We start from the raw sequence: 22,446 nt of genomic DNA on the forward strand, positions 1-22,446 counted from the left end.
GTACGCCGGGAACGCTCGTCTCAGGCGTCGAACATGATGCCCGGGTTCAGGATGCCGAGCGGATCGAACACCGCCTTGAGCTGGCGCTGCAGGTCGAGGCTGGTGTCGCCGATCTCGTCCCGCAACCAGCGGCGCTTGAGCACGCCGACGCCGTGCTCGCCGGTGAGGGTGCCACCGAGGTGGAGTGCTGCCCGGAACATTTCATCGGCCGCCGCCCAGATGTTGTCTGGCACCGGGGCATCCGCTGCTTCACCGGGTCTGCGGGCGATCACGAAGTTGGGGTGCAGGTTGCCGTCGCCGGCGTGGGCGACGGTGGGTATGGGAATTCCCGTACGCGCACTGATCTCGGCGATCGCGGCGAACATCTCGGCCATGCGCGAGCGCGGCACCGACACGTCTTCAATGAGCACCCGGCCCAGCTGCTCGAGGGCCGGGTGCATGGCCCGGCGGATGGCCAGCAGACGGTCGCCGGAGACGGCATCTGTTGAGAGGGTGGCTTCGCCGCCCGCCGCGCGCAGCACGATGAGGGCGGCCTCGGCTTCGGCGAGCGCGGCCGGACCGTCGGTCTGCACGAGCAGGAACGCGCCGCCGCGAAGCGGCAGCCCGGCCGCCCCCTCCGGGCCGAGGTAGGTCGCAATGTGGCCAAGGGCGATCGGGTCGATGAGTTCCATGACGGCTGGGCGAATGCGGGCGGCCGTGATCGCCGCGCTGGCTGCAGCTGCCGCCATGACCGTGTCAAAGACCGCACCGATCGTGGCGACCGTGCCGGGGGTCAGTGCGCGCACCCGCACCGTGGCCTCGACGATGACGCCGAGTGTGCCCTCTGACCCGGTCAGCAGGGCGGTGAGGTCGTACCCGGTGACCCCCTTTACCGTGCGATGGCCGGTGCGCAGCAGGCTGCCGTCGGCGAGAGCGACGGTCAAGCCGAGTACGGCCTCACGGGTAACGCCGTACTTGGCACAGAGCAGCCCGCCCGCGTTGGTGGCGATGTTGCCGCCGATCGTCGAGATGGCCTTGCTCGCCGGATCGGGCGCAAACCACAGGTTGTGGTCGAAGAGCGCATCGTTTAGGTGTTGATTGATCACTCCGGCTTCGACGACAGCGAGTTCGTCGTCGGGGTTGATTTCGACAATGCGGGACAGTCCAGCCACGCTCAGCACGATGGACCCGTCGGTGCCGCAGGCTCCGCCCGACAGGCCGGTTCCCGCGCCGCGCGTGACCACCGGCACCCGGAATTCGGTTGCAATGCGCAGCGCCGCTTGAACGTGATCCACCGTTGTAGCGCGCACGATGGCCAGCGGCGTGCCGTCGGCCACCCAGCCTGATTTGTCGGTGCGGTGGGCCGCAAGGTCGAGGGGGTCGACGCTGACGACTGGGCCGAGCTCGGACTGGAGGCGCAACAGTGCGTTCATCAACCCAGCCTATCGAGCCGCTCCATGTCTGATTTTTCACTACCCGCTCGTTGCGAGCCGTGACACGCTAAAGGGGTGACCACTTCATCTATCCCCGCAGCAAGGGCCACCGACCCGGATTTCGCAGAGCGCTATCGCATCATTTGCTCGCGGGACACGCGCTTCGACGGGCAGTTCATCACCGGCGTGCACACCACCGGCATCTACTGCCGTCCGAGCTGTCCGGCCACCACCCCCAGGCCAGGCAACGTTTCGTTCTATCTCACCGCCGCAGCAGCGCACGAGGCTGGTCTGCGTGCGTGCAAACGCTGCCTGCCCGATGCGGTGCCAGGCTCTCCCGCCTGGAACATGCGTGACGACCTTGCCGCCCGGGCCATGCGCCTGATCGGTGACGGCGTCGTCGAACGCAACGGCGTGCACGGGCTGGCCGCCAGGCTCGGCTACACGCCGCGTCACCTGTCCCGGGTGCTCGTCGCCGAGCTCGGCGCAGGGCCGCTCGCCCTGGCACGGGCGCACCGCGCCCAGACGGCCCGCCTGCTGCTGTTGAACACCGAACTACCGATCACCGACGTGGCCTTCGCTGCGGGCTTCGGAAGCGTGCGGCAGTTCAACGACACCGTGGCGGCCGTCTACGAGCGCACCCCCTCCGAGGTGCGCAGCGCCCGGCGCACACCGCCAGCGCACCCGCACCCGGACCTCGATCACGCCGAGACCAGGATCACGCTGCAGCTGCCGGCGCGGGCGCCGTTCGACGGCATCGGAGTGCTGCGCTTTCTCGGCACCAGGGCGCTGCCCGGCGTTGAAACGGCCACCGCTACGAGCATGAGCGCACCGTGCGGCTGCCGCACGGCACTGCGACGGTTCTGGTGACCCTGTCGGGGACGGATGCTGCCCCGGCGCTGGCCTGCAGCATCCGTCTCGCGCGGCTCACAGACCTGGTACCGCTGGTCGGCCGAATCCGTCGATTATTCGATCTCGATGCGGATGCCCAGGCCATCGACCATCATCTGGCCGCGGACCCGGCGCTGGCCGCCTCGGTCGCGCGGACCCCCGGCATCCGCTTACCGGGCAGCATGGACGCCGAAGAAACGCTGTTTCGGGCCCTGATCGGGCAGCAGATCTCGGTGGCTGCGGCCCGCACCGCGCTGACCAGGCTGACCGACGCGCTCGGTGACCGCCTTCCAGGCCGCGAGCTGCGGCTGCTGTTCCCCACCCCGGCGCAAATTGCTGCGGGCGGTCGCGCAGTCTTGCGGGGGCCGGGGGCGCGCATCGAGACTATTTTGCGGGTGGCGCAGGCGCTGGCATCGGGCGATCTGGCGCCGTCATTTGGGCAGACGCGGGCCGAGCTGGAGGCGAGCCTGCTGGCAGTGCCGGGAATCGGGCCGTGGACGGCCGGGTACGTGGCCATGCGGGTGCTCGGCAGCCCCGACATTTTACTCACGAGCGATTTAGCTCTTCGGCAGGGTGCCGGCCGCCTCGGGCTTTCGGTCGACCCCCGAGTGCTCGCCTCCCGTGGAGCTGACTGGGCTCCGTGGCGCAGTTATGCCGGAATGCATCTGTGGCGGGCTTCTTGCCCGGTATCCTCCAAGCGGACAGCGTGAGGGTTGGAGCACCCCGCAGGGCGACGCCGGGTGAGGCCCGCTAGCCTAGAAGAGTGAAATTTGCGCATCTCAGAGTTGACGGCTCATCCATTCCCCGATTGGCCGTGGTCTTCGACGACGCGGCGCTGTTCCTGGACGACGTCATGGACGACGCCCCCCGCGACCTGCAAGACCTGCTCGAACAGGGCGACGCCGAGTACGAACGCATCCGCGCGATCAGCCTCGACGCTGTCTCCACCGGCGCCGCCCTAACCCCCGTCGATGAGCTGAGGCATTCCTCGGCGGTGCTGCGCCCACCGCAGATCATCGCGATCGGCGCCAACTACGCCGCGCACTCCTCCGAACTCAGCCTGCGTCTTGAAACAGCGGCGACCGTATTCTCGCTCTGGCCGAACTCGCTCACCGGTCACGGCTCGACCATCATCTGGCCGCGCGACCTCACCACCCAGGTCGACTACGAGGCCGAACTCGGCGTCATCATCGGCTGCCCGGCCCGCAACGTGTCGGTCGCCAACGCCCTGGACTATGTCTTTGGCTACACGGTCGTCAACGACATCACCGCTCGCGACCTGCAGTTCTCAGAGGCACAATGGTCTCGCTGCAAATCCTTCGACGGCTTCACCCCGACCGGCCCCCTGGTCGTCACCGCCGATGAGATTGGTGACCCCCAGAATCTGTGGCTGACCACCCACGTCGACGGTCGTATTCTGCAGGATGCTTCGAGCGGCGACATGGTGCGCACCGTCGCGGAGATCATCTCCTACCTGTCGAAGACTTCTACGCTCATGCCCGGTACCTTGATTTCCACCGGCAGCCCTGGCGGCGCCGGCTACAGCCGCAAACCCCCGATTTTTCTGCGCGACGGCTCGACCGTGACAATTTCGATCGACAAGATCGGCATGCTCACGACGCACTGTCGCGAGATCTAGTCACGGGGTCAGAGCCGCGGGTCGTCTTTCCCGTCGCGGGCGAGCAGTTCATTCTCGACCGTGCCGCCGTAACCATCCGCTTGCGGGTCTCGGTGCAACCCGCCCGATACCGCGTATTCCTCCTCGGGAGAGAGGACTAGCCGCTTGCGCCCCCAGAGCGCAAAGGCCAGGAGCATCACCACGTAGACCACGGCGATGGCCGCAATCGCCGGCCGTGCCGGTTCGTTGATGAAAAAGCCGAAGAAAATAGCCAGCGAGAGGATGCCCGCGATAACGGCACCGGGAACGCCCCACGGGCTGCGGTACGGGCGGCTGGCGTTCGGGAACTTTTTACGCAGCAGCACGAACGACACCATCTGCAGGACGTAGGCGATCACAGCGCCCCAGACTGCGATGTTGAGCACGATAGCGCCAGCGACACCGGCGGCCCCGCCGAGGGAATCGACCAGCACAAGCGCCACAAATCCGATGATGGCACCCACAAGGAGGGCAATGGCCGGAGTTTGGCGTTTTCCGGTCAGTGACAAGAACTTCGGATAGTAACCGGCCCGCGACAGCGAATACATGTTTCGTCCGTAGGCGAACATGATCCCCTGCAACGAGGCCAGAAGCCCGATCAGCGCGAACAGGGCGAGCATCGCTGCGACGTCGTCGCCCACAATCGCCTGGAACCCATCGAGCAAGGGCTCAGTCGATCCGGCAATCTCGGCCGCGCCGACGACTCCGGTGTTGAGGAACAAGACGAGCAGGCCAGTCACGATCAGTGTGGTTCGGGCGATGAACCCGGCGCGCGGAATGTCACGCACCGGGTTGTGCGATTCCTCGGCTGCTAGTGGGAGTTCTTCGATGCCGAGGAAAAACCACATGGCGTACGGCAGCGCGAACAGGATCGGGAGTATGCCGTGAGGCAGGAAGGTGCTCCGGCCGGCATCCGGCGTGATGTTGAACAGGTTGTCCCAGCTGAACAACCCGGAGAACGCTGCCATGACGGAGAACACCAGCAGGATCGCAATGGAGATGATCGCCACGACGATAGCGAATTTGAAGGAGATGGCCGCGCCGGCAGCATTGAGTGCAATGAAGGCGGCGTACAGGATGAGCCACCACATCCACGGTGGCAGGGAGACGCCGAGCAGTACCTGCGTTATCTCGTCGGCGTAGGAAGCAGAAAAGTACACAATGACCGCGGTGGTCGCGACGTATTCGATGGTTTCGGCTAGCCCTGTAACGAAACCGCCCCAGGGTCCCATAGCCGCCCGGGCGAACGAGTAGGCCCCACCCGTGTGCGGCATCGCCGCCGCCATCTCGCCGATGCTGAAGATCATTCCGTAGTACATGACGATGAGCAGCAGGAAGGCAATTAGCATTCCGCCAAAACCGGCGAAGTCGATGCCGAAATTCCAGCCCGAAAAGTCTCCGGAGATCACCGCTGCCACGGCCAGACCCCACAGGCCCCAGATGCCGGCACTGCGAGTGAGCCGACGTTTCTCGAAGTAGCCGGCCTGCGCCGTGGTGTACTTCACGCCCGAAACTTTCAAGGTGTCTTTGGACATCTCAATTCCTTTGCGCTCGTTGCGCACCCGATGGTAGTGCCAGCGGCTAGAGCGCAATCGTTCAGTGAGGTTGCCATGATGCTAAATGCTGAATGGTGCGGTGTATATACCTTTGAAGAAAATCGCGGGCCACAATCACACAAAAACACCACTCCTCCCGTCGGTGAAGTGTGCTCTAATGGTTGAAAATTGCCTGATTCTTCCACTTTGCTCCGCGAACCGCCGAATGGCCTTGACTACCCCGCTCTCATACCAGCACCGAGGAGAAGCTCGATGACAACTCGTACCGGAAACCTCACCCTCGAGGAATTGACCATTCTGGTTTCCCGCCGTGAGATCGACACCGTCGTTGTCGCGTTCACTGATATGCAGGGGCGCCTCGTTGGCAAACGACTCTCTGCTCGGCTGTTCCTGGAGGATGCTGCCGCTCATGGTGCGGAATGCTGCAACTACCTTCTCGCCGTCGACGTGGAGATGAACACCGTCGAAGGCTATGCCACCTCGAGCTGGTCGCACGGGTATGGGGACATGGCAATGGTCCCCGACCTCGATACACTGCGATTGGCCCCGTGGCTGCCCGGAACAGCCTTGGTCACCGCCGATCTGCACTGGCTCGATGAGAAACCGGTGCTCGCTTCGCCGCGGCAGATTTTGCGTCGCCAATTGGACCGATTGGCCGAACACGGGCTCACTGCGTTCTGTGCGACCGAGCTAGAGTTCATCATTTTCGACGACGGCTACCGCGAAGCCTGGAAAAAGGGATACGACGGCCTCACCCCGGCCAGCGACTACAACATCGATTACTCTCTGCTGGCATCCACACGAATGGAACCGCTGCTACGCGATATTCGTCTTGCCATGGACGGCGCCGGCATGTACTGCGAAGGAGTGAAGGGCGAATGCAATCTCGGGCAGCAGGAGATCGGGTTTCGATATGCGACGGCACTGGCCACCTGTGACAATCATTCCGTCTACAAGAGTGGGGCCAAGGAGATCGCCGACGCCCACGGCAAGAGCCTCACGTTTATGGCGAAGTTCAACGAACGGGAGGGCAACAGCTGCCATATCCATATCAGCCTGCAGGGTCCGGGCGGTGAACCAGTCTTTCACGACGCCCAGGCCGAGCATGGGATGTCGAAGCTATTCCGACACTTCCTGGCCGGACAAATCGCGATCATGCGAGAGCTGACCCTGTTCTCCGCTCCCAACATCAACTCGTATAAGCGTTACGTTCCGGGTAGTTTCGCGCCGACCGCGCTGGCCTGGGGGCTCGACAATCGCACGTGTGCGCTGCGCGTCGTCGGGCACGGGCCGGCTCTGCGGGTCGAGAACCGGGTCCCCGGGGGTGATGTCAATCAATATCTGGCTGTCGCCGCCCTGATCGCGGCGGGCTTGTACGGCATCGAGCACGAACTCGAGCTGGAGTCCGCGTACGAGGGAAACGCGTACACCAGCGACGTCCCGCGAGTTCCGTCGTCGCTGCGCGAATCGGCCGAACTATTCGCCGGTTCCGCCACGGCCCGCGAGGCGTTCGGCGACGAGGTCGTGGAGCACTACCTGAACAACGCACGCATTGAGGTGCAGGCCTACGATGCCGCCGTGACCGACTGGGAGCGGGTGCGCGGCTTTGAACGACTCTGAGACCGGACCGGTGATCGGCCTGACCACCTATCTCGAGCAGGCCCAGACCGGGGTGTGGGATGTGCCGGCAGCGATTCTGCCACGAGTTTATTTCGACGCGATCACCAAAGCGGGCGGCATCGCCGTGCTATTGCCCCCGCAGCCGGTGACCGCGGCTATTGCCGACCGGGTGCTCGACGGCCTCGACGCCCTGGTCATCACCGGCGGCAAAGATGTCGATCCGGCGCGCTACGGGCAGGCCGCGCACCCCCAGACGGACGAGCCCCGGCCGGATCGAGACGCTTGGGAAGAGGTACTCCTGCACCAGGCCATCGCCCGCGCACTGCCGTTTCTAGGCATTTGTCGGGGTGCGCAGATGCTTAACGTCGCCCTCGGCGGAAGTCTTCACCAGCATCTGCCGGACCTGGTCGGCGACACGACTTATCAAGCCGGTAACGGTGTGTTCAATATCGTCGATGTTGCCGTTGAACCAGACTCGACGCTCAGTGCGCTGCTGGACGGCCAAACGCTCCTGCCTTCGGTCCCGGTGTACCACCACCAATCCATCAACCGCGTAGCCGCCGGTCTGCGAGTGACGGCCACAACGGATGCCGGCATCGTGCAAGGTGTGGAGCTGACGACGGTGCCGTTCGGGATGGCCGTGCAGTGGCATCCGGAGCAGTCGCCCGACGATCTTCGCCTCTTCACCGCATTGGTCAGCGCCGCTCGAGACTATAGGGCAACAGCCCCGCGCCGGGGCACGCCCGCGCCGCACCCGCCAAGACCATCAGCAGGGGCAGAAAGGGCACCAGAATGAGCAGCTATACCGTCATCAACCCGGCCGATGAATCGATCGGGGAAACAGTCGAACACCTGGGCCAGGACGAAACCGATGAGGCGATCGCCCGCGCCGTCCTGGCCCAGAAGACGTGGGCCGACGTAGCCCCCGCCGACAAGGCCCGCGTCTTGCGACGATTCGCCGAGGTCGTTGACAACGACCGAGAAAACCTGGCTGCCATTGAGGTGCGCAACTCGGGGCATCCCATCACACAGGCGCGCTGGGAAGCCGGGCACGTTCGTGATGTACTCGACTACTATTCGGCAGCCCCCGAGCGCATGTTCGGGCAGCAGATTCCGGTCGCGGGCGGCATCGACCTCACCTTTCACGAGCCGCTCGGCGTTGTCGGCGTGATCACACCGTGGAATTTTCCGATGACGATCGGCAGCTGGGGGTTCGCGCCTGCTCTCGCTGCCGGCAACGCCGTGGTTTTGAAGCCGGCGGAATGGACGCCACTGTCGAGCATCCGTTTGGGAGAACTCGCCCTCGACGCCGGACTGCCGGAGGGACTGTTCCAGGTATTGCCGGGGCGTGGGTCAGTCGTAGGAACCCGGTTCGTGACGCACCCCGACGTTCGCAAGGTCGTGTTCACCGGCTCGACCGCTGTCGGCAAGCAGATCATGGCCGGCTGTGCCGACCAGGTCAAGCGGGTAACGCTCGAACTCGGCGGCAAAAGCGCCAATATCATCTTCGCCGACGCCGACCTGGAACGCGCAGCCGCCGCAGCGCCGTCGGGTGTGTTCGAGAACGCGGGCCAGGATTGCTGCGCTCGCAGTCGCATTCTGGTGCAGGCCAGCGTGTTCGATCGGTTCATGGAGTTGCTCGAACCGGCCGTCGCCGCGGTGCGGGTCGGCGATCCGGCCGACCCGGCCACCGAGATGGGACCCCTGGTTTCACGGCAGCATCATGCTGCCGTGTCGGCGTATCTGCCCAGAGATGCACCGGTCGCCTTTCGCGGCAGCGCTCCGACCGGTGCCGGGTTCTGGATCGCCCCGACCGTGCTCGCTCCCTCCAGCCGTCTCGACCGGTGCGTGACCGAGGAAATCTTCGGCCCGGTCGTGACCGTGCTGCCCTTCGATGATGAGGCCGATGCCGTGAAGCTCGCCAACGACACCGACTATGGGTTGTCCGGCTCAATCTGGACCCGGGACGTCGGCCGGGCCATTCGCGTGGCCCGCGGGGTCGAGTCGGGCAATCTGTCGGTCAATTCGCACTCGTCGGTGCGGTATTCGACTCCTTTCGGCGGATTCAAGCAGTCCGGACTCGGACGGGAATTGGGGCCGGATGCCCCGCTGCATTTCACCGAAACCAAGAATGTTTTCATCGCGGTTGACTAGTTTCACACCAAAGGAGAACCTGTGAGCATAACTCGCATCGACCTGACCCAGCGCCTGGCCGGCAAGGTCGCCGTTATCACCGGCGGGGCCAGCGGCATCGGCCTCGCCACCGCAAAGCGGTTCAGAGCCGAGGGTGCCACGGTCGTCATCGGTGACCTCGACGACGCGGCCGGCCAGGCAGCCGCAGCGCTGGTCGGCGGTCTCTTCGTCAAGGTCGACGTCACCGATCAGGACCAGGTGGATCATCTCTTCGACACCGCATTCGAGACCTACGGATCGGTCGATGTGGCGTTCAACAACGCGGGGATTTCTCCGCCCGATGACGACTCCATCGAGACGACCGAACTCCCCGCCTGGCAGAAGGTGCAGGACGTCAACCTCAAATCGGTGTACTTGTGCTGCCGCGCGGCATTGCGGCACATGGTTCGACAGGGCAGCGGATCGATCATCAACACCGCTAGTTTCGTGGCTGTGCTGGGCTCAGCGACCAGCCAGATCTCTTACACAGCGTCGAAGGGCGGAGTGCTGGCGATGAGCCGGGAACTGGGCGTGCAGTTTGCCCGCCAGGGCATTCGGGTGAACGCGCTCTGCCCGGGGCCGGTCAACACTCCGTTGCTGCAGGAACTGTTCGCGAAAGACCCTGAACGTGCGGCTCGGCGTCTGGTGCACATTCCAGTCGGTCGCTTCGCCGACCCCGAGGAACTCGCTGCGGCCGTTGCTTTTCTGGCCAGTGACGACTCGTCGTTCATTACCGGCTCCACCTTCCTGGTGGACGGTGGCATCAGCTCGGCCTATGTCACGCCAGAGTAGTGCAACGCCGCCGACGGCAGGCCTGAGCAGCGATCTGCTCCTGGGCCCGGTCTCGGGTACCAACACGTTCGAAGAGACGGTGCAACGACTACTGCAGACGGTACGGCTAGGGCTGATCGCGCCGGGCGACCGGCTGCCGGCCGAACGAGAGCTTGCCACGCAGTTGGGTGTCAGTCGCGACACACTGCGAGAGGCGATCGGGTCGCTCGCCGGGGCCGGCTACCTGATTTCGCGGCGCGGGAGGTACGGCGGCACCTTTGTCAGCGATGCGCTGCCCTCGCCGCCAGACATGGCGGCGGGTACCCCGACCGGTGCAGCGCACCGGTCGATCACCGCCGCAGAGATCGATGATGTGCTCACCCTGCGGGACATTCTCGAGGTGGGAGCCGCGCGCGTCGCCGCGGGTCGGGTGTTGTCCCCGCCGGAACGTGAGTTACTCTGGTCGAGCCTCGGGGCAGCCGCAGATGCCGACGCCGACGAGTACCGCCGCGTTGATTCCCGCCTGCACCTCTATATCGGCGAGTTGGCGGGTTCGCCGTCGCTCGTGCCGATGCTCGCCGATGTGCGCATGCGGCTCAACGAATTGCTCGATGCCATTCCCCTGCTGGCACCCAACATCGCCCATTCAAACCAGCAGCATGAACAAATCGTCATTGCTATTCTCACCGGTCGACCGGATGCCGCGGCCGAGGCCATGCGGGAGCACCTGAGCGGTACCGCCCTGCTCCTGCGCGGCTTCCTCGAGTAGACCGGGGTTGAGCGGGCGAATCTCGGCGGCGCGAGCCGCGACATCCATTCGCCGCGTGGCTCAGCCGATCAGTGCCTCGACCGGACCACGCACGAAGAAGAGTACAAAGCCGAGGGCGACGACCCACAACAGCGGACTGATCTCCCGTGCCTTGCCCGAGAGACTGCGCACGAGCACCCAACTGATGAACCCGGCGCCGATACCGTTGGCGATCGAGTAGGTCAGCGGCATCACGATGATGGTCAGAAATATCGGCAGTGTGCTGGAGAACTCGGTGAAGTCCAGGTGGCGAATCTGTGACACCATGAGCGCTCCAACGATCACGAGCGCTGCGGCCGCCACCTCGAGCGGCACTATCTGCGTGAGCGGGGTGAAGAACATGGCGGCCAGAAAGAGGATGCCGGTGATCACGTTGGCCGCGCCCGTGCGCGCTCCCTCTCCGATCCCGGCCCCCGATTCGATGAAGACGGTGTTCGATGAGGCGCTCGTCACACCGCCGGCGACGGCTCCGATGCCCTCGACGATCAGCGCGGATTTCAACCGCGGAAACTTGCCGTCCTTGTCGGCCAGGCCGGCCTCGCTGGCCAGGCCGGTCATGGTGCCCATGGCGTCGAAGAAGTTCGTGAAAACGAGCGTGAAGACGAGCATCACGGCGGCCAGCATGCCGATGCGCTCGAATGCACCGAAAGAGACCTGGCCGATCAAACCGAGGTCGGGCAGGGCAACGACGCTCGTCGGCAGCACGGGTGCGTTCAGGTTCCAGCCGGCCGGGTTGGTGCCGAATGACGGGCCAACCTTGAAGATGGCTTCGAGGATCACGGCAATGACGGTGGTCGCGACGATGCCGATCAGCAGCGCGGCCTTGACTTTGCGGGCCAGCAGGACGCCCATGATGATGAGCCCGATCACGAAGACCGCTGTCGGCAGGGTGGCGATGGATCCGGCATCCCCGAGCTGCACCGGCGGTGAATTCGCGCCACTGGTTCGGACGAAACCGGAATCGACCAGGCCGATGAACGCGATGAACAGGCCGATGCCGACCGTGATGGCGATTTTCAGGGGGCGCGGGATGGCGTTGAAGATAAGTTCACGCAGGCCGGTCGAAGCGAGCAGCACGATGATCAGACCGTTGATGACGACGAGGCCCATCGCTTCGGCCCAGGTGACCTGGCCGACGACGCTCACGGCGAGGAACGAGTTGATGCCGAGCCCGGCGGCGAAGCCGTAGGGCAGGCGGGCGATGACGCCGAATAGAATCGTCATGACGCCGGCGGTCAGTGCGGTCACGGCGGCGACCTGCTCGTTGGGAAGCCAGCCACCCGCCACGTCGACGGCGGCCTGGTCGGCACTGAACCCGCCGAGAATAAGCGGGTTCAAGATAACGATGTAGGCCATCGTCACGAAGGTGACGACTCCGCCTCGAAATTCGCGGGACCAGGTGGAGCCGCGCCTGGTGATCTCGAAGTAGGCGTCGACGCGGGCTTTCAGGCCACGCGGCGCCGGCTGCGGCGAAGCAGCGGTGGTCGGTGTTTCAGTGCTCGAAATGGTGTGCTCCCGGTGCCGTGGCTCTTAATGCAAGGTTCCATTCTACGACCAGGCCAGGCGCGCGACTCAAACGTGTGGCACGAACCGTCCCCAGGCCAGTCGCCGTTCCCGGTGCGGATCCATCTCGACCTGGTCAATCCGATCGATGATGAGCGTCGCGCGCGTGGTTTCGTCGTAGAGAGGCCAATCGGCCGATGGCACGCCGCCGTGCACGAAGCCAAGCCACCAGCCCTGCATCCGTGTCGCGATGCCCTGAAAGGTGCGGCGCCCGCCGAGGGCCGTCATACCGCGGCCAAACCAGCCGTCGAGGCGGTCAAACAACGGAAAGAGTTCGAGGCCGTGGGTGGCATCGAGGCCCATCAGCCGCAGCAGCCGTGGAGCGGCCTCGAAACGGTAGAAGTACACCGGCGCGTACCTGGAGTGTCGTTCGCCGACCTTGACGCTCGGATACCAGAACGAGTAGTCGCCGCCAAAATCCAGAGCCGCCCGCAGCGCGGGAATGCCCGGATACTGCGCTTTAAGTGCCTTCTTCGCCTTCTTCTTGGTCTTTTTAAAGATTGCGCGGATGCGCGCGGGCGTCGTGGCGAGAATATCGATGCGTCCGCTGAACAACGAGCCCTCACGCGCGTTGGTGCCAATGATCAGCGGGATGCGCGCGGCCCGACCGTCCCGGAAGGCGTCCAGCGGCCGCTCCGGCAGAAAATCACCGTCGATGACCGGGCAGAGGGGAATCGTGCCCGGGTCCTGGTCTGGCGTGCGCACGGTCAGTGCGGTCGTGGCGGCCGCGAGGAGTGCAGGGTCGGCGGCGAGCAACAGGCGGGCCGCGTCGGCGCTGCTGTGGGGGCCGGGCGCTTCGATCAGGCTGTCCACGAATTCGCCGGCCCAGCGTGCGGTGATATCACTCGGGTAGACCGCGTTCGGTGGGGCGCTCTGCGCGATCGCCCGGTGGAACAGACCGGTCGCGCTTGGCACGGTCATCAGCGTGGTGACTGCGTTGCCGCCGGCCGACTCGCCGAACAGGGTGACCGCTTCCGGATCACCGCCGAAGGCCTGAATGTTGTCGTGCACCCACTGCAGGGCGGCGACCTGGTCCCGCAGGCCCAGGTTGCTCTCAAACGGATGCTCCGGCGAACCAAATCGAGAAAAGTCCAGATACCCGAGAGCCCCCAGCCGGTAGTTCAGGCTGACGTAGATGATGCCGCCCCGCCGCACCAGTCCCTCCCCTTGCCGCGGAACTTCGCGGCTGGAGCCGACGCTGTAGGCGCCGCCGTGGATGAACAGCATCACCGGTCGGAGTTGTGCGAGGGTAATCCGTTCGTCGGGTGCGATCACGTTGAGGTTGAGGCAGTCCTCCCCCTGCGGGATGCGCGGGTGGGCGCCGCGAAACTGGCCCTTGTGGCTCTGCGGGGCAATCAGTCCCCACGCGCTCGCGTCACGCACGCCGTGCCAGGGCGGCGCCGGCTGCGGTGCTCGAAAGCGCAGATCGCCGACCGGGGCGGCCGCATAGGGGATGCCGCGCCAGGCCACGACGCCGCGTTCACGAACTCCGCGGAGCAAACCACCGGACACCCGCACTTCCAGACCCTGCACGGTGGTCGGATCAGCGAGCTGGCTCATGCGCTCGAGTCTATTCCGCGGTGCTGACCGGCTGCGACTACGCTCGAAACAGATACCGCACCAAATGAAACGAGAACGCACATGGCACTGCCCTGGACCCTGCACGGTGACGGAAAAACCGTGGAGGCGCAGGCGGTCGTCGGCCCTAGCGAGCGGCTCAGCTGGCCGTTGACCATCGGCATCGGCTCGCAGCATGTCGTCGCCATGTTCGGCGCGACCTTTCTGGTGCCCCTGCTCACCGACTTTCCGCCGAGCACAACCCTGCTGTTCTCTGGCGTGGGCACGCTGCTGTTTTTGCTGATCACCGGCAACAAGCTGCCCAGTTACCTCGGGTCGTCGTTTGCGTTCATCGCGCCGATTACCGCGGCAACGGCTTCGGCCGGCATGGGCAGCGCCCTGTTCGGCATCATGGCCGTCGGGGTACTGCTCGCCCTCGTCGGCGTCATCGTGCAGCTCACCGGGACCGGTTGGATCGACCGGCTGATGCCACCGATCGTGTCGGGCGCGATCGTCGCCCTGATCGGCTTCAACCTGGCCCCGGTGGCCAAGGCTAATTTCGATAAGGCACCGCTCACCGCGCTCATCACGCTCATCGCAGTGATCCTGTGCACTGTGCTGTTTCGCGGCATCCTCGGCCGGCTCTCAATCTTTCTCGGAGTGCTCGTGGGCTACGTTGCCGCGGTGTTCTTCGGTGAGGTGGACTTCAGCCGCGTTGCAGACGCTGCCTGGATCGGACTGCCGCCGTTCACCGCGCCGGCCAACCCCTTGGAGAACCCGGCGGCCGTGCTCGGGGTGCTGCCAGCCTTTCTCCCCGTCGTGCTCGTGCTTATTGCTGAGAACGTCGGTCACATTAAAGGTGTGGCCCAGATGACGGATGCGAAGGTGAACCAACTCACCGGGCGAGCCCTGCTCGCCGACGGTCTGGCCACCATGCTCGCCGGTTTTGGCGGCGGCAGCGGGACCACGACCTACGGCGAGAACATCGGCGTTATGGCCGCGACACGTATCTACTCCACGGCGGCCTACTGGGTCGCGGGAATCGTGGCTATTCTGCTCGGCCTCTCCCCCAAAATCGGTGCGATCATCTTCACGATCCCCGATGGCGTGCTCGGCGGTGTCACCACCGCGCTCTACGGACTGATCGGGGTCATCGGCGTCAAGATCTGGTTGGACAACAAGGTCGACTTCTCCAAGCCGGTCAACCAGTTTACCGCCGCGACCGCGCTGATCATCGGCATCGCCGACTTCACCCTCAATGCCGGCGCCCTGAGCTTTAACGGCATCGCCCTCGGCACGGTCGCGGCGATTGTGATCTATCACCTGATGACCTGGCTCGGCCGCATTCGCAAGACCGCCTGACCCGACAGGAAAGCGGATGACCGGGACGCCGCGCGGGGCTACCGGTGCAGGGCGGGCAGGATCAGGTAGACACCGTAGAGCACTGCAATGCCGCAGAGCACGAAGCAGGCGTAGCCTGCCAACAGAGCCAGCGACTTCAGCGCGGGGGTGAGCGGGTTGGCCGCGGCGGCCTTGCGGGCTCGCTTGAGCTGCTTCGCGGCCTTCTCCGGGCTCAGCACGGTGATCGCGCCGGTGAATTCGTGCGGCTCCACCAGCGGAATGCGGCCGGCCGTGGTGAGTAGGCGCAGTCCCAGCGAGTACAGGCTCACGAGCACGGCCGCTGAGAACAACGACGCGGCCGTGACGACGAGAAATGCGCTCCAGTCGATCACAGTGACACCTTCCTGCGTTCGCCACGGCCGAGACGCGCGGGCCGGCGCGGCGTCTTCTTGATGCTGACTACCCGTCCGGCATCGTCAATGTCATTGAGCAGCGTGTGGTGGGTCACGCGGTTGCGACGCGACCAGCGAAACAGGGCCATAATCACGATCGTTCCAATTACCATGTCGAGCACGATGCCGATCGGTCCGATCAGCGCGAGTCCCGCCGCGAACGCGCCCATGATGGCCGAGGCCGGCAGGGTCATGACCCAGCCGAGTGCGATGCGTCCGGCCATTCCCCAACGAATGGTGGAGCCCCGGCGGCCGAGGCCGGAGCCGATCACGGAACCCGAGGCAACCTGGGTGGTGGAGAGAGCGAATCCGAGGTGGCTGGAGGCGAGGATCGTAGCGGCGGTGCTGGTTTCGGCGGCAAAACCCTGGGCCGGCTTGATCTCGGTCAGTCCGGTGCCCATGGTGCGGATGATGCGCCAGCCCCCCGTGTACGTGCCAATGGCAATGGCGAGGGCGCAGGCGGCGATGACCCAGAAAGTGGGCCCGCTGCCGACGGCTTGAAACCCGCCGGCGATGAGGGTGAGGGTGATCACTCCCATCGTTTTCTGGGCATCGTTGGTGCCGTGCGCGAGGGCGACGAGCGAGGAGGAGAATATCTGGGCGTAACGAAAGCCGCCGCGGCCGTCTGGCTTGCCCACATCTCGCCGCGTTATTCGGTAGGCCAGACGAGTGGCCAGGAGCGCCACTCCTCCGGCGATCAGCGGTGCGATCAGCGCGGGCAGAATGACCTTGGCGGCCACGACATTGTAGTCAACGGCCTGGGTGCCAACGCCAATGACCGTAGCGCCAATCAGTCCACCAAACAGTGCGTGGCTCGAGCTCGATGGCAGACCCATCAACCAGGTGACCAGGTTCCACACGATCGCGCCGATCAGGCCGGCAAAGATGAGCTCAGGGGTGATCAGCACACCCCCGTTCCCCTCCTTGATAATGCCGCCCGACACGGTGCGCGCGACCTCTGTGGAGAGAAAGGCCCCGACCAGGTTGAGAATGGCGGCGACACCGACGGCGACCTTGGGCTTCATTGCGCCGGTTGCGATCGGGGTGGCCATGGCGTTGGCCGTGTCGTGAAAACCGTTGGTGAAGTCAAAGATGAGCGCCAGCGCGATGACCAGCACAATGATGAGGCTGAATTCAGGCACGAGCCACGACGCTTTCCAGGTCAGCACCGAAGGTGAACGTGGCGCGCACCGGCACCCCGGCCAGCACTCCCGGCAGCCAATGCCGGGCATCGTCCCACATGTCGTCCACCGGCAGGCTGGCGATGTCAAACCAGACCGGGTTCAACTCGTTCGATTCCCGCGGGGTTCCCGACCACTCGTCGCAGACGAACACGGTCGACTCCTGGCTCCACTCTTCGCGGTGTGGAAACAGGTATGTGAGAAACCCAAGTTCGGTCAGAGCGGATGCTGACACAACCAGTCCGGATTCCTCCTCGATTTCGCGCACGGCCGCATCCACTGCGGTCTCACCGATTTCGAGCTTGCCGCCGAGGCCGACTATGTTGCCCACTCCGAGGCCTTTCTTCTTGCGCCCCAGCAGTACCTGCCGGTCGCCTTCGGGAGATAGCCGAGTGAGATAGCACACGCATACCTGGGGCAAAGTCATTGCTATATCTTAATGCGCGTTCACAAGCGACCGTGCGGAGTGAATTCACGGGCAGCTCGGATAGGCTGCGTTTATGGACTTTGTACCCGCTACCGGAACCATCACCATGTTCACAACCGACTGGTGCGGTTACTGCAAACGATTGAAGAAGCAGCTCGACACCGCCGGAATCGGCTACACCGAGGTGAACATTGAGCGAGTTGACGGTACGCCGGAACTCGTGATGAGCCTCAACAACGGCAACCAGACCGTGCCGACCATTCTGTACCCCGATGGATCGGCCGCGACCAACCCCTCGCTGGCCCAGGTGCAAGCCAAACTGGCCTGACCTGACCGGCCCACTCGACCAGGCCTAGCCGAACAGTACAGAAGCCTCGTCATAACGGGCCGGTGAGACCCGCTTGAGGCCGATGGTGGCTGAGGCGATGCTCACGACATCGATCTCGGTGCCGCGCAGGGACACCATTGAACCCCACTGCTCGTTGCGGATCGCGTCGATCGCTGCCATTCCAAGCCGGGTGGCGAGCACTCGGTCGTAGGCCGACGGGGCTCCGCCACGCTGGGTATGGCCCAGGACCGTCGCCCGGCTTTCGATGCCGGTGCGTTCCTCGATGAGCGGGGCGATGACCTCGCTGATTCCGCCGAGGCGGGGCCGGTGAAAAGCGTCGAGCCCCTTGGTGGAGTGCGCCTCCTCCATGCCGGCGAGCAGAAAGCCTTCTGAAACAACGATGACCGGGGCTCGGCCGCGGTCACGCACATGCTCCACCCAGGCGCAGATCTGATCGATCGACTTAGGCTGCTCGGGAATGAGAATAGCGTGGGCACCGCCGGCCATCCCGGAGTGCAGCGCGATCCAGCCGACGTGGCGTCCCATGACTTCGACAACCATGCAGCGGCCGTGCGACTCGGCGGTGGTGCGCAGACGGTCGATCGCCTCGGTGGCAATTTCGACAGCGGTGTTGAAACCGAAGGAATAATCGGTGGCCTCGAGGTCGTTGTCGATGGTTTTGGGCACCCCGACAATGTTGAGGCCGGCCTCGGTAAGGCGGTGCGCGGCGGTCAGCGTGCCCTCACCGCCGATGGCGATCACGGCGTCGATCCCGCTGGCGTCGAGAGTGCGCTGGATATTCCCCGGGCCGCCATTCTCACCCTCAAACGGGTTGGTGCGGGAACTGCCGAGGATGGTCCCCCCCTGACGGGACAGGCCTCGCACACTGTGGCGGTCGAGAGGCATGAACTCGTTCTGCACGAGTCCGCGCCAACCATTGCGAATTCCGACGAACTCAAAGTCGTGCGTGCGCACACCCTTGAGCACGGCGCCGCGAATAACCGCGTTCAGTCCGGGGCAGTCGCCGCCGCTGGTGAGAATACCGATCTTCATGCGGTCTACAGCTTTCCGTCGAGGGCCTGGGTGAGCAGGTAGATAAGAGCACTCGCCTGCACCGAATCGGTGGTCGAGTACTCCGCTTGGGAACCGTCAAGGGCGCGAGCGGCGAGACCTTCCTTGCTGCCGATCAGATCGGCAATGCGTGCGTCGATGGTGTGCGCTGCAATGATGCGCCAGGCCGTGACCGGCTCATCCTGACCGATGCGATGCACCCGGTCAATAGCCTGGGTCTGCTCGGCCGCGGTCCAGCTCAGTTCGGCCAGCACGACGTTCGACGCGGCCTGCAGGTTGACTCCGACCCCGGCCGCCGTCAGCGAGCACACCGCGATGGCGACATCAGGATCGTTGTTGAAGGAGTCGATCGCAGCCTGGCGGGCCACTGCACTCTGATCCCCGCGCAGCGAGACTGTTTTCAGGTCGCGCTTGGCGAAAGTCTCCTCCGCTGTGTCCATGACGTCAATATGCTTGGCGAAGAACACCACCTTGCCCACCGAACGCGCCAGTTGCGCGGCGTAATCCGCTGCAAGCCCCGCCTTGGCCTGGCCGATTTTGCGCACCATCGTGAACACGTTTTCGCCGGTGGTCTGGCCTTTGGAATCTTCGAGTTCGGCGTGGGCGACGGCGCGAACGTAAGCATCCCGCTGGTCTTCGTCGGGAACAGCCGGGCCGCCCGAGCCGGCATGCCTGGCGGCCACGAGCGCGTGGTACCGGGTGACCAGGCGGGCACCGAGTTCGCGCTCGGCCTGTCGGATCGATCGGCCGAGGTCGTCGTCGAGTTCCACTGGCAGGTCGGCGATGCGCTTGGCTGGCAGATCGGCGGCTACGTCCACCTTGCGGCGACGCACGATGCCCATGTCGATGACGGCGGCTCGGGCTTCCTTATAGAAGCCCATGTCGGCCGGGGTCAGGCCGGTCTCCTCCAGGCGTTTCAGCAGCGCGGGTGCCGGTTTGTCGCCGTCGATCCAGCCGAGGAACTGCCAGATGGCGCGAAAATCATCAACGTCGTTGATGAGGGGGGTTCCGGTGAGCGCCATCAGCAACGGGTTACCGCCCGGGGTCTTGCGACGAATCTGGTCTGCGAGCGAGAGCACATGTTTGGACCGCTGGGACGACAGATTTTTGATGAAGTGCGCCTCGTCAACTACCATGCCCTTGAACCCGAGCGTGCCAAGCCAGGCCAGGTGCCGGTCGAGAACGTCATAGTTGACGACAACCACATCGGCGAAAGCGTCGAGGCTATCGCCGTCGCCGTGAATGACCGTTGCCCGCCGGTTCGGCGTCCACAGTTCTACTTCCCGAGCCCAGTTCATCTTGACCACGTTGGGTACGATGGCCAGTAGTGGGTACGCATTGGCAACGGATGCCGCCAGCAGGCTCTGCGCAGTTTTGCCGAGGCCCGGCTCGTCGGCGAGCAGGTAACTGCGGTGCCCGAGTCGGGCGCTTTCGATGAATCGGGCCTGGTGTCGCATAAGTTCCATGCCACCCGGCGAGAGCCGATCGCGGCGAGGTTCCTCCGGCATGTCCATGCTGGCCGCCTGGCCGCCCGACCCGTACTCGAATGACTTGAACAACGGGCCGAGCAGTTCCCAATTGGCGAGCCGACGCGGGTGCACGACCGGCTGAGCGGCGGCGCTGAAGTCAGGGGCGAGGAACGGGTTGGCGAGCTGCCTGGCTTTCACCGATTGGGGAATGACCTGGTTTTGCAGCACGACCGGTGCCGCCTCGGGCTCGCGGGTAATGATGAGTTCGTCGGGGCTGAGCTCGGCACCGGATTCGAGCAGCCAATCGCGCCGAAACCGCTGGGCCACGGTGGAGACGCCGGCATCGGGTTCAAGCAGCGTAATCAGGCTGGTGTCTCTGGCGGCAGTCTTGGCCAGAATTTGCGCAATCCCGTCGAGGCGTTTGAGCAACTCTGCTCGGTTGGCGTCGGAGAGTTCCTTATCGCTTTTGACCCTGGCCCGTTCTTCACGCATCAACAGGGCTATGACCTGGTATTTCGTGCGATTGGTTGGCCCGAGCTTGGTGCCGGACTGCGCCTTGGCTTCGACCTCTCGCACCTTACGCGCGAGAATCGGAATGATCGGGGCGTCGTCGTCGCGGGAGCGCGGATGAGCCCGATTGCGGGTGACTCCGTTACGACCGAGGTTGTTCCGGCTGCCCGAGGCATCGGTGCGGGTATAAGCCATTGTTCTCCACTTCGAAGCAGCACGGTACGGGTACCGGCTGTACCTGTCCATGCGTTCCGGTCACGGTCATTTTGGTCTTACCGGAACGCTGCGTTTGCGCAAATCGTTTTATGGTGTGCAGAAACATTCGATTCACCAAACGCGGCACGGGTCACGATCTGACGCCAGACCCAAAGTCAAGCGGATGCTGTCGCAGCGCCGGTGCCATCAAATCAACGATGTCAAAACATTGATTTTACGAAAAACTTCCACCGCATACGAGCGCACAGTAGAGACCTGACCCGAGTTCTCTCAACGCGGTAGTAGTCTACGCCCGACGTTCAGTCCTTGCGAACCGGCACTTTAGTGCGCAGACCGACCACAATGAAAATGATCGCCGCGATGAATTGTGCCGAAACCCAGCCCTGACCGCTGAGGTCAATAATGACGACCGGGTTCCACAGTACGGCCATCGGAACGAGACCGACCAGCCAGTACCAGGAACGCGCCTGAATCACGAAGACACAGATAATAAGGGCCAGAATGCTGACCGCGTAACGGATGATGATGAAACTCTCATCGTCAAGAAGCGCCAGTCCGGCGAGCAGAACGATGGCTCCCAAAAGGCCCGGCGCGAGAGCCGCGCGGGTGAATGTCGGTGCGGCTGGGGTGCCCATTACACGTCCCATCAGACGCCACTGCCCCTGCTGGACCAATCGCTGCCAGAGAAGCCACTGCCGGAACGCAAGGAGCTTCCCAGGCACGATGCTGTCGCGGCCGCCGGAGGGGAGCTGACAGAGAGAGTGAGGATATGTGCGGGGCGGGCAGAGCAAAACATGGATCTATTCTACCGAGCGCGCAGCTGGCCGCTGCCTGGCTTGCGTGCTGGGTCTTCAGGCGTGCTGAATGGGAATCGACGTCGTCGATGGCGGGCGTTCAAACAACATCTCCAGCCCCGGCTTCAACTCGGCCAGCCAGGCAGCGTAACCGGCTGGGTTTAGGTGCAGGCGGTCGATGCCCAGAACAGGGTCGAGTTCGCCGTCAGGCAGGGCGAGGGCTGGCCAGAGATCGAGGTATTGCACGTGCTGGGTGGGAGCGTACTGCCAGATATGACGATTGATGGAGCGGATTGTCGCGGCAAAAGCCCGGTCACGAGGCAGAACGGACTGCACCATGATGCGAGTGTCCGGCAGAGCGCGCCGTAGCGTGTGCAGAATGGTTTCCAGGTTGCGCACAACGTATTCGTCGGACCTGCGCCAGCCGAGATCATTGGTTCCTACCCCGATCACGATGGCATTGGGCCGCAGTTCTATAACCTGATCAAGCTGCAAAAGCACCTCGTCGGTGGAGTTGCCGCTCGCCGCCAGATTGTGCACGACATGCTCGGGAAACCATTCATCCCACTGACCGCCCGACACGAGGCCGTCACCCAAAAAGGCGAGAGAAACTGACACAGTGACCTCCTACTCGTAGACCATCATGCCTC

General features: G+C 64.3%; 19 protein-coding genes and 1 pseudogene. 9 read left to right on the plus strand and 11 right to left on the minus strand.

All coding sequences use genetic code 11. The annotated features are described in order from the left end of the window. Positions 1 to 20 precede the first annotated feature (20 nt). Complete coding sequence (locus E3T51_RS08715; RefSeq protein ID WP_134529509.1) at positions 21 to 1,412, minus strand: FAD-binding oxidoreductase; 1,392 nt, start codon at positions 1,410 to 1,412, stop codon at positions 21 to 23. Between the two features lie 75 nt (positions 1,413 to 1,487). Here E3T51_RS08715 and E3T51_RS08720 point away from each other — a divergent pair. Further along, positions 1,488 to 3,013: pseudogene (locus E3T51_RS08720) on the plus strand (AlkA N-terminal domain-containing protein). Between the two features lie 53 nt (positions 3,014 to 3,066). Then, complete coding sequence (locus E3T51_RS08725; protein ID WP_166806422.1) at positions 3,067 to 3,942, plus strand: fumarylacetoacetate hydrolase family protein; 876 nt, start codon at positions 3,067 to 3,069, stop codon at positions 3,940 to 3,942. An 8-nt stretch (positions 3,943 to 3,950) separates the two neighbouring features. On the opposite strand, the gene E3T51_RS08730 is transcribed toward E3T51_RS08725, so the two are convergent. Beyond that, positions 3,951 to 5,495, minus strand: coding sequence for an amino acid permease (locus tag E3T51_RS08730; protein WP_134529510.1), 1,545 nt, complete (start codon positions 5,493 to 5,495; stop codon positions 3,951 to 3,953). 273 nt (positions 5,496 to 5,768) lie between these two features. Here E3T51_RS08730 and E3T51_RS08735 point away from each other — a divergent pair, with 273 nt between their 5' ends. The 5 genes from E3T51_RS08735 to E3T51_RS08755 are packed head-to-tail and all read left to right on the plus strand — an operon-like array spanning position 5,769 to position 10,848. Further along, complete coding sequence (locus tag E3T51_RS08735; protein WP_104192298.1) at positions 5,769 to 7,136, plus strand: glutamine synthetase family protein; 1,368 nt, start codon at positions 5,769 to 5,771, stop codon at positions 7,134 to 7,136. Beyond that, positions 7,123 to 7,932 (plus strand): gamma-glutamyl-gamma-aminobutyrate hydrolase family protein, encoded by an 810-nt coding sequence (locus E3T51_RS08740; RefSeq protein WP_134529511.1) that lies wholly within the window; start codon positions 7,123 to 7,125, stop codon positions 7,930 to 7,932. The genes E3T51_RS08735 and E3T51_RS08740 overlap by 14 nt, the downstream gene beginning before the upstream one ends. Next, positions 7,929 to 9,290 carry an aldehyde dehydrogenase family protein gene (locus E3T51_RS08745; protein WP_134529512.1) on the plus strand — a complete coding sequence of 454 codons (1,362 nt, stop codon included), beginning with the start codon at positions 7,929 to 7,931 and terminating at the stop codon, positions 9,288 to 9,290. The genes E3T51_RS08740 and E3T51_RS08745 overlap by 4 nt, the downstream gene beginning before the upstream one ends. 21 nt (positions 9,291 to 9,311) lie before the next feature. Next, positions 9,312 to 10,100: a 3-oxoacyl-ACP reductase gene (locus tag E3T51_RS08750; RefSeq protein ID WP_233205882.1), complete on the plus strand. Its 789-nt coding sequence runs from the start codon at positions 9,312 to 9,314 to the stop codon at positions 10,098 to 10,100. After that, entirely contained in the window at positions 10,084 to 10,848 is a 765-nt protein-coding gene (locus E3T51_RS08755; RefSeq protein ID WP_134529513.1) for a FadR/GntR family transcriptional regulator, read from the plus strand. The genes E3T51_RS08750 and E3T51_RS08755 overlap by 17 nt, the downstream gene beginning before the upstream one ends. A gap of 60 nt (positions 10,849 to 10,908) precedes the next feature. On the opposite strand, the gene E3T51_RS08760 is transcribed toward E3T51_RS08755, so the two are convergent. Beyond that, a complete protein-coding gene (locus E3T51_RS08760) occupies positions 10,909 to 12,393 on the minus strand; it encodes an NCS2 family permease (protein ID WP_104192294.1) in 1,485 nt (494 codons plus the stop codon). A gap of 66 nt (positions 12,394 to 12,459) precedes the next feature. Beyond that, positions 12,460 to 14,010 carry a carboxylesterase/lipase family protein gene (locus E3T51_RS08765; RefSeq protein WP_134529514.1) on the minus strand — a complete coding sequence of 517 codons (1,551 nt, stop codon included), beginning with the start codon at positions 14,008 to 14,010 and terminating at the stop codon, positions 12,460 to 12,462. A gap of 81 nt (positions 14,011 to 14,091) precedes the next feature. On the opposite strand from E3T51_RS08765, the gene E3T51_RS08770 reads away from it, so the two are divergent. Continuing rightward, positions 14,092 to 15,369 carry a uracil-xanthine permease family protein gene (locus E3T51_RS08770; protein WP_134529515.1) on the plus strand — a complete coding sequence of 426 codons (1,278 nt, stop codon included), beginning with the start codon at positions 14,092 to 14,094 and terminating at the stop codon, positions 15,367 to 15,369. Between the two features lie 38 nt (positions 15,370 to 15,407). Here the strand turns inward: E3T51_RS08770 and E3T51_RS08775 are convergent, their stop codons facing one another. From E3T51_RS08775 to E3T51_RS08785, 3 genes are read right to left on the minus strand one after another with little or no spacing between them, the layout of a single operon-like run. Continuing rightward, positions 15,408 to 15,740, minus strand: coding sequence for a peptidase (locus tag E3T51_RS08775; RefSeq protein WP_134529516.1), 333 nt, complete (start codon positions 15,738 to 15,740; stop codon positions 15,408 to 15,410). Beyond that, a complete protein-coding gene (locus tag E3T51_RS08780; RefSeq protein ID WP_241989237.1) occupies positions 15,737 to 16,942 on the minus strand; it encodes an inorganic phosphate transporter in 1,206 nt (401 codons plus the stop codon). Before E3T51_RS08780 ends, E3T51_RS08775 begins: the two co-directional genes overlap by 4 nt. Continuing rightward, positions 16,935 to 17,408, minus strand: a complete 474-nt coding sequence (locus E3T51_RS08785; protein WP_134529518.1) for an 8-oxo-dGTP diphosphatase — start codon at positions 17,406 to 17,408, stop codon at positions 16,935 to 16,937. The genes E3T51_RS08780 and E3T51_RS08785 overlap by 8 nt, the downstream gene beginning before the upstream one ends. A 73-nt stretch (positions 17,409 to 17,481) precedes the next feature. Here E3T51_RS08785 and E3T51_RS08790 point away from each other — a divergent pair, with 73 nt between their 5' ends. Then, on the plus strand, positions 17,482 to 17,736 hold the full coding sequence (locus tag E3T51_RS08790) for a mycoredoxin (RefSeq protein WP_104192288.1): 255 nt from the start codon (positions 17,482 to 17,484) through the stop codon (positions 17,734 to 17,736). Between the two features lie 24 nt (positions 17,737 to 17,760). Here E3T51_RS08790 and E3T51_RS08795 read toward each other — a convergent pair whose 3' ends face one another. From E3T51_RS08795 to E3T51_RS08810, 4 genes are all read right to left on the minus strand, one after another. After that, positions 17,761 to 18,789 (minus strand): 6-phosphofructokinase, encoded by a 1,029-nt coding sequence (locus E3T51_RS08795; protein WP_134529519.1) that lies wholly within the window; start codon positions 18,787 to 18,789, stop codon positions 17,761 to 17,763. A 5-nt stretch (positions 18,790 to 18,794) separates the two neighbouring features. Then, positions 18,795 to 20,981 carry a DEAD/DEAH box helicase gene (locus E3T51_RS08800; RefSeq protein WP_134529520.1) on the minus strand — a complete coding sequence of 729 codons (2,187 nt, stop codon included), beginning with the start codon at positions 20,979 to 20,981 and terminating at the stop codon, positions 18,795 to 18,797. 320 nt (positions 20,982 to 21,301) lie between these two features. After that, positions 21,302 to 21,637 carry a DUF6804 family protein gene (locus E3T51_RS08805; RefSeq protein ID WP_241989238.1) on the minus strand — a complete coding sequence of 112 codons (336 nt, stop codon included), beginning with the start codon at positions 21,635 to 21,637 and terminating at the stop codon, positions 21,302 to 21,304. A gap of 216 nt (positions 21,638 to 21,853) precedes the next feature. Beyond that, the gene (locus E3T51_RS08810) at positions 21,854 to 22,414 is read right to left on the minus strand and encodes a GDSL-type esterase/lipase family protein (protein WP_134529522.1); all 561 of its coding nucleotides are present in this window, start codon (positions 22,412 to 22,414) and stop codon (positions 21,854 to 21,856) included. Positions 22,415 to 22,446 lie beyond the last annotated feature (32 nt).

Origin of the sequence: Cryobacterium serini (assembly GCF_004404025.1) — a bacterium.
GTDB classification, from domain to species: Bacteria; Actinomycetota; Actinomycetes; order Actinomycetales; family Microbacteriaceae; genus Cryobacterium; species Cryobacterium serini.

What these genes read in the sequence shown, in the direction of transcription:
- E3T51_RS08715 (WP_134529509.1), bottom strand. Translation starts at nt 1,412, where the DNA reads ATGAACGCACTGTTGCGCCTCCAGTCCGAGCTCGGCCCAGTCGTCAGC.
- E3T51_RS08730 (WP_134529510.1), bottom strand. Translation starts at nt 5,495, where the DNA reads ATGTCCAAAGACACCTTGAAAGTTTCGGGCGTGAAGTACACCACGGCG.
- E3T51_RS08735 (WP_104192298.1), top strand. Translation starts at nt 5,769, where the DNA reads ATGACAACTCGTACCGGAAACCTCACCCTCGAGGAATTGACCATTCTG.
- E3T51_RS08745 (WP_134529512.1), top strand. Translation starts at nt 7,929, where the DNA reads ATGAGCAGCTATACCGTCATCAACCCGGCCGATGAATCGATCGGGGAA.
- E3T51_RS08755 (WP_134529513.1), top strand. Translation starts at nt 10,084, where the DNA reads ATGTCACGCCAGAGTAGTGCAACGCCGCCGACGGCAGGCCTGAGCAGC.
- E3T51_RS08765 (WP_134529514.1), bottom strand. Translation starts at nt 14,010, where the DNA reads ATGAGCCAGCTCGCTGATCCGACCACCGTGCAGGGTCTGGAAGTGCGG.
- E3T51_RS08770 (WP_134529515.1), top strand. Translation starts at nt 14,092, where the DNA reads ATGGCACTGCCCTGGACCCTGCACGGTGACGGAAAAACCGTGGAGGCG.
- E3T51_RS08785 (WP_134529518.1), bottom strand. Translation starts at nt 17,408, where the DNA reads ATGACTTTGCCCCAGGTATGCGTGTGCTATCTCACTCGGCTATCTCCC.
- E3T51_RS08790 (WP_104192288.1), top strand. Translation starts at nt 17,482, where the DNA reads ATGGACTTTGTACCCGCTACCGGAACCATCACCATGTTCACAACCGAC.
- E3T51_RS08795 (WP_134529519.1), bottom strand. Translation starts at nt 18,789, where the DNA reads ATGAAGATCGGTATTCTCACCAGCGGCGGCGACTGCCCCGGACTGAAC.
- E3T51_RS08800 (WP_134529520.1), bottom strand. Translation starts at nt 20,981, where the DNA reads ATGGCTTATACCCGCACCGATGCCTCGGGCAGCCGGAACAACCTCGGT.
- E3T51_RS08805 (WP_241989238.1), bottom strand. Translation starts at nt 21,637, where the DNA reads ATGGGCACCCCAGCCGCACCGACATTCACCCGCGCGGCTCTCGCGCCG.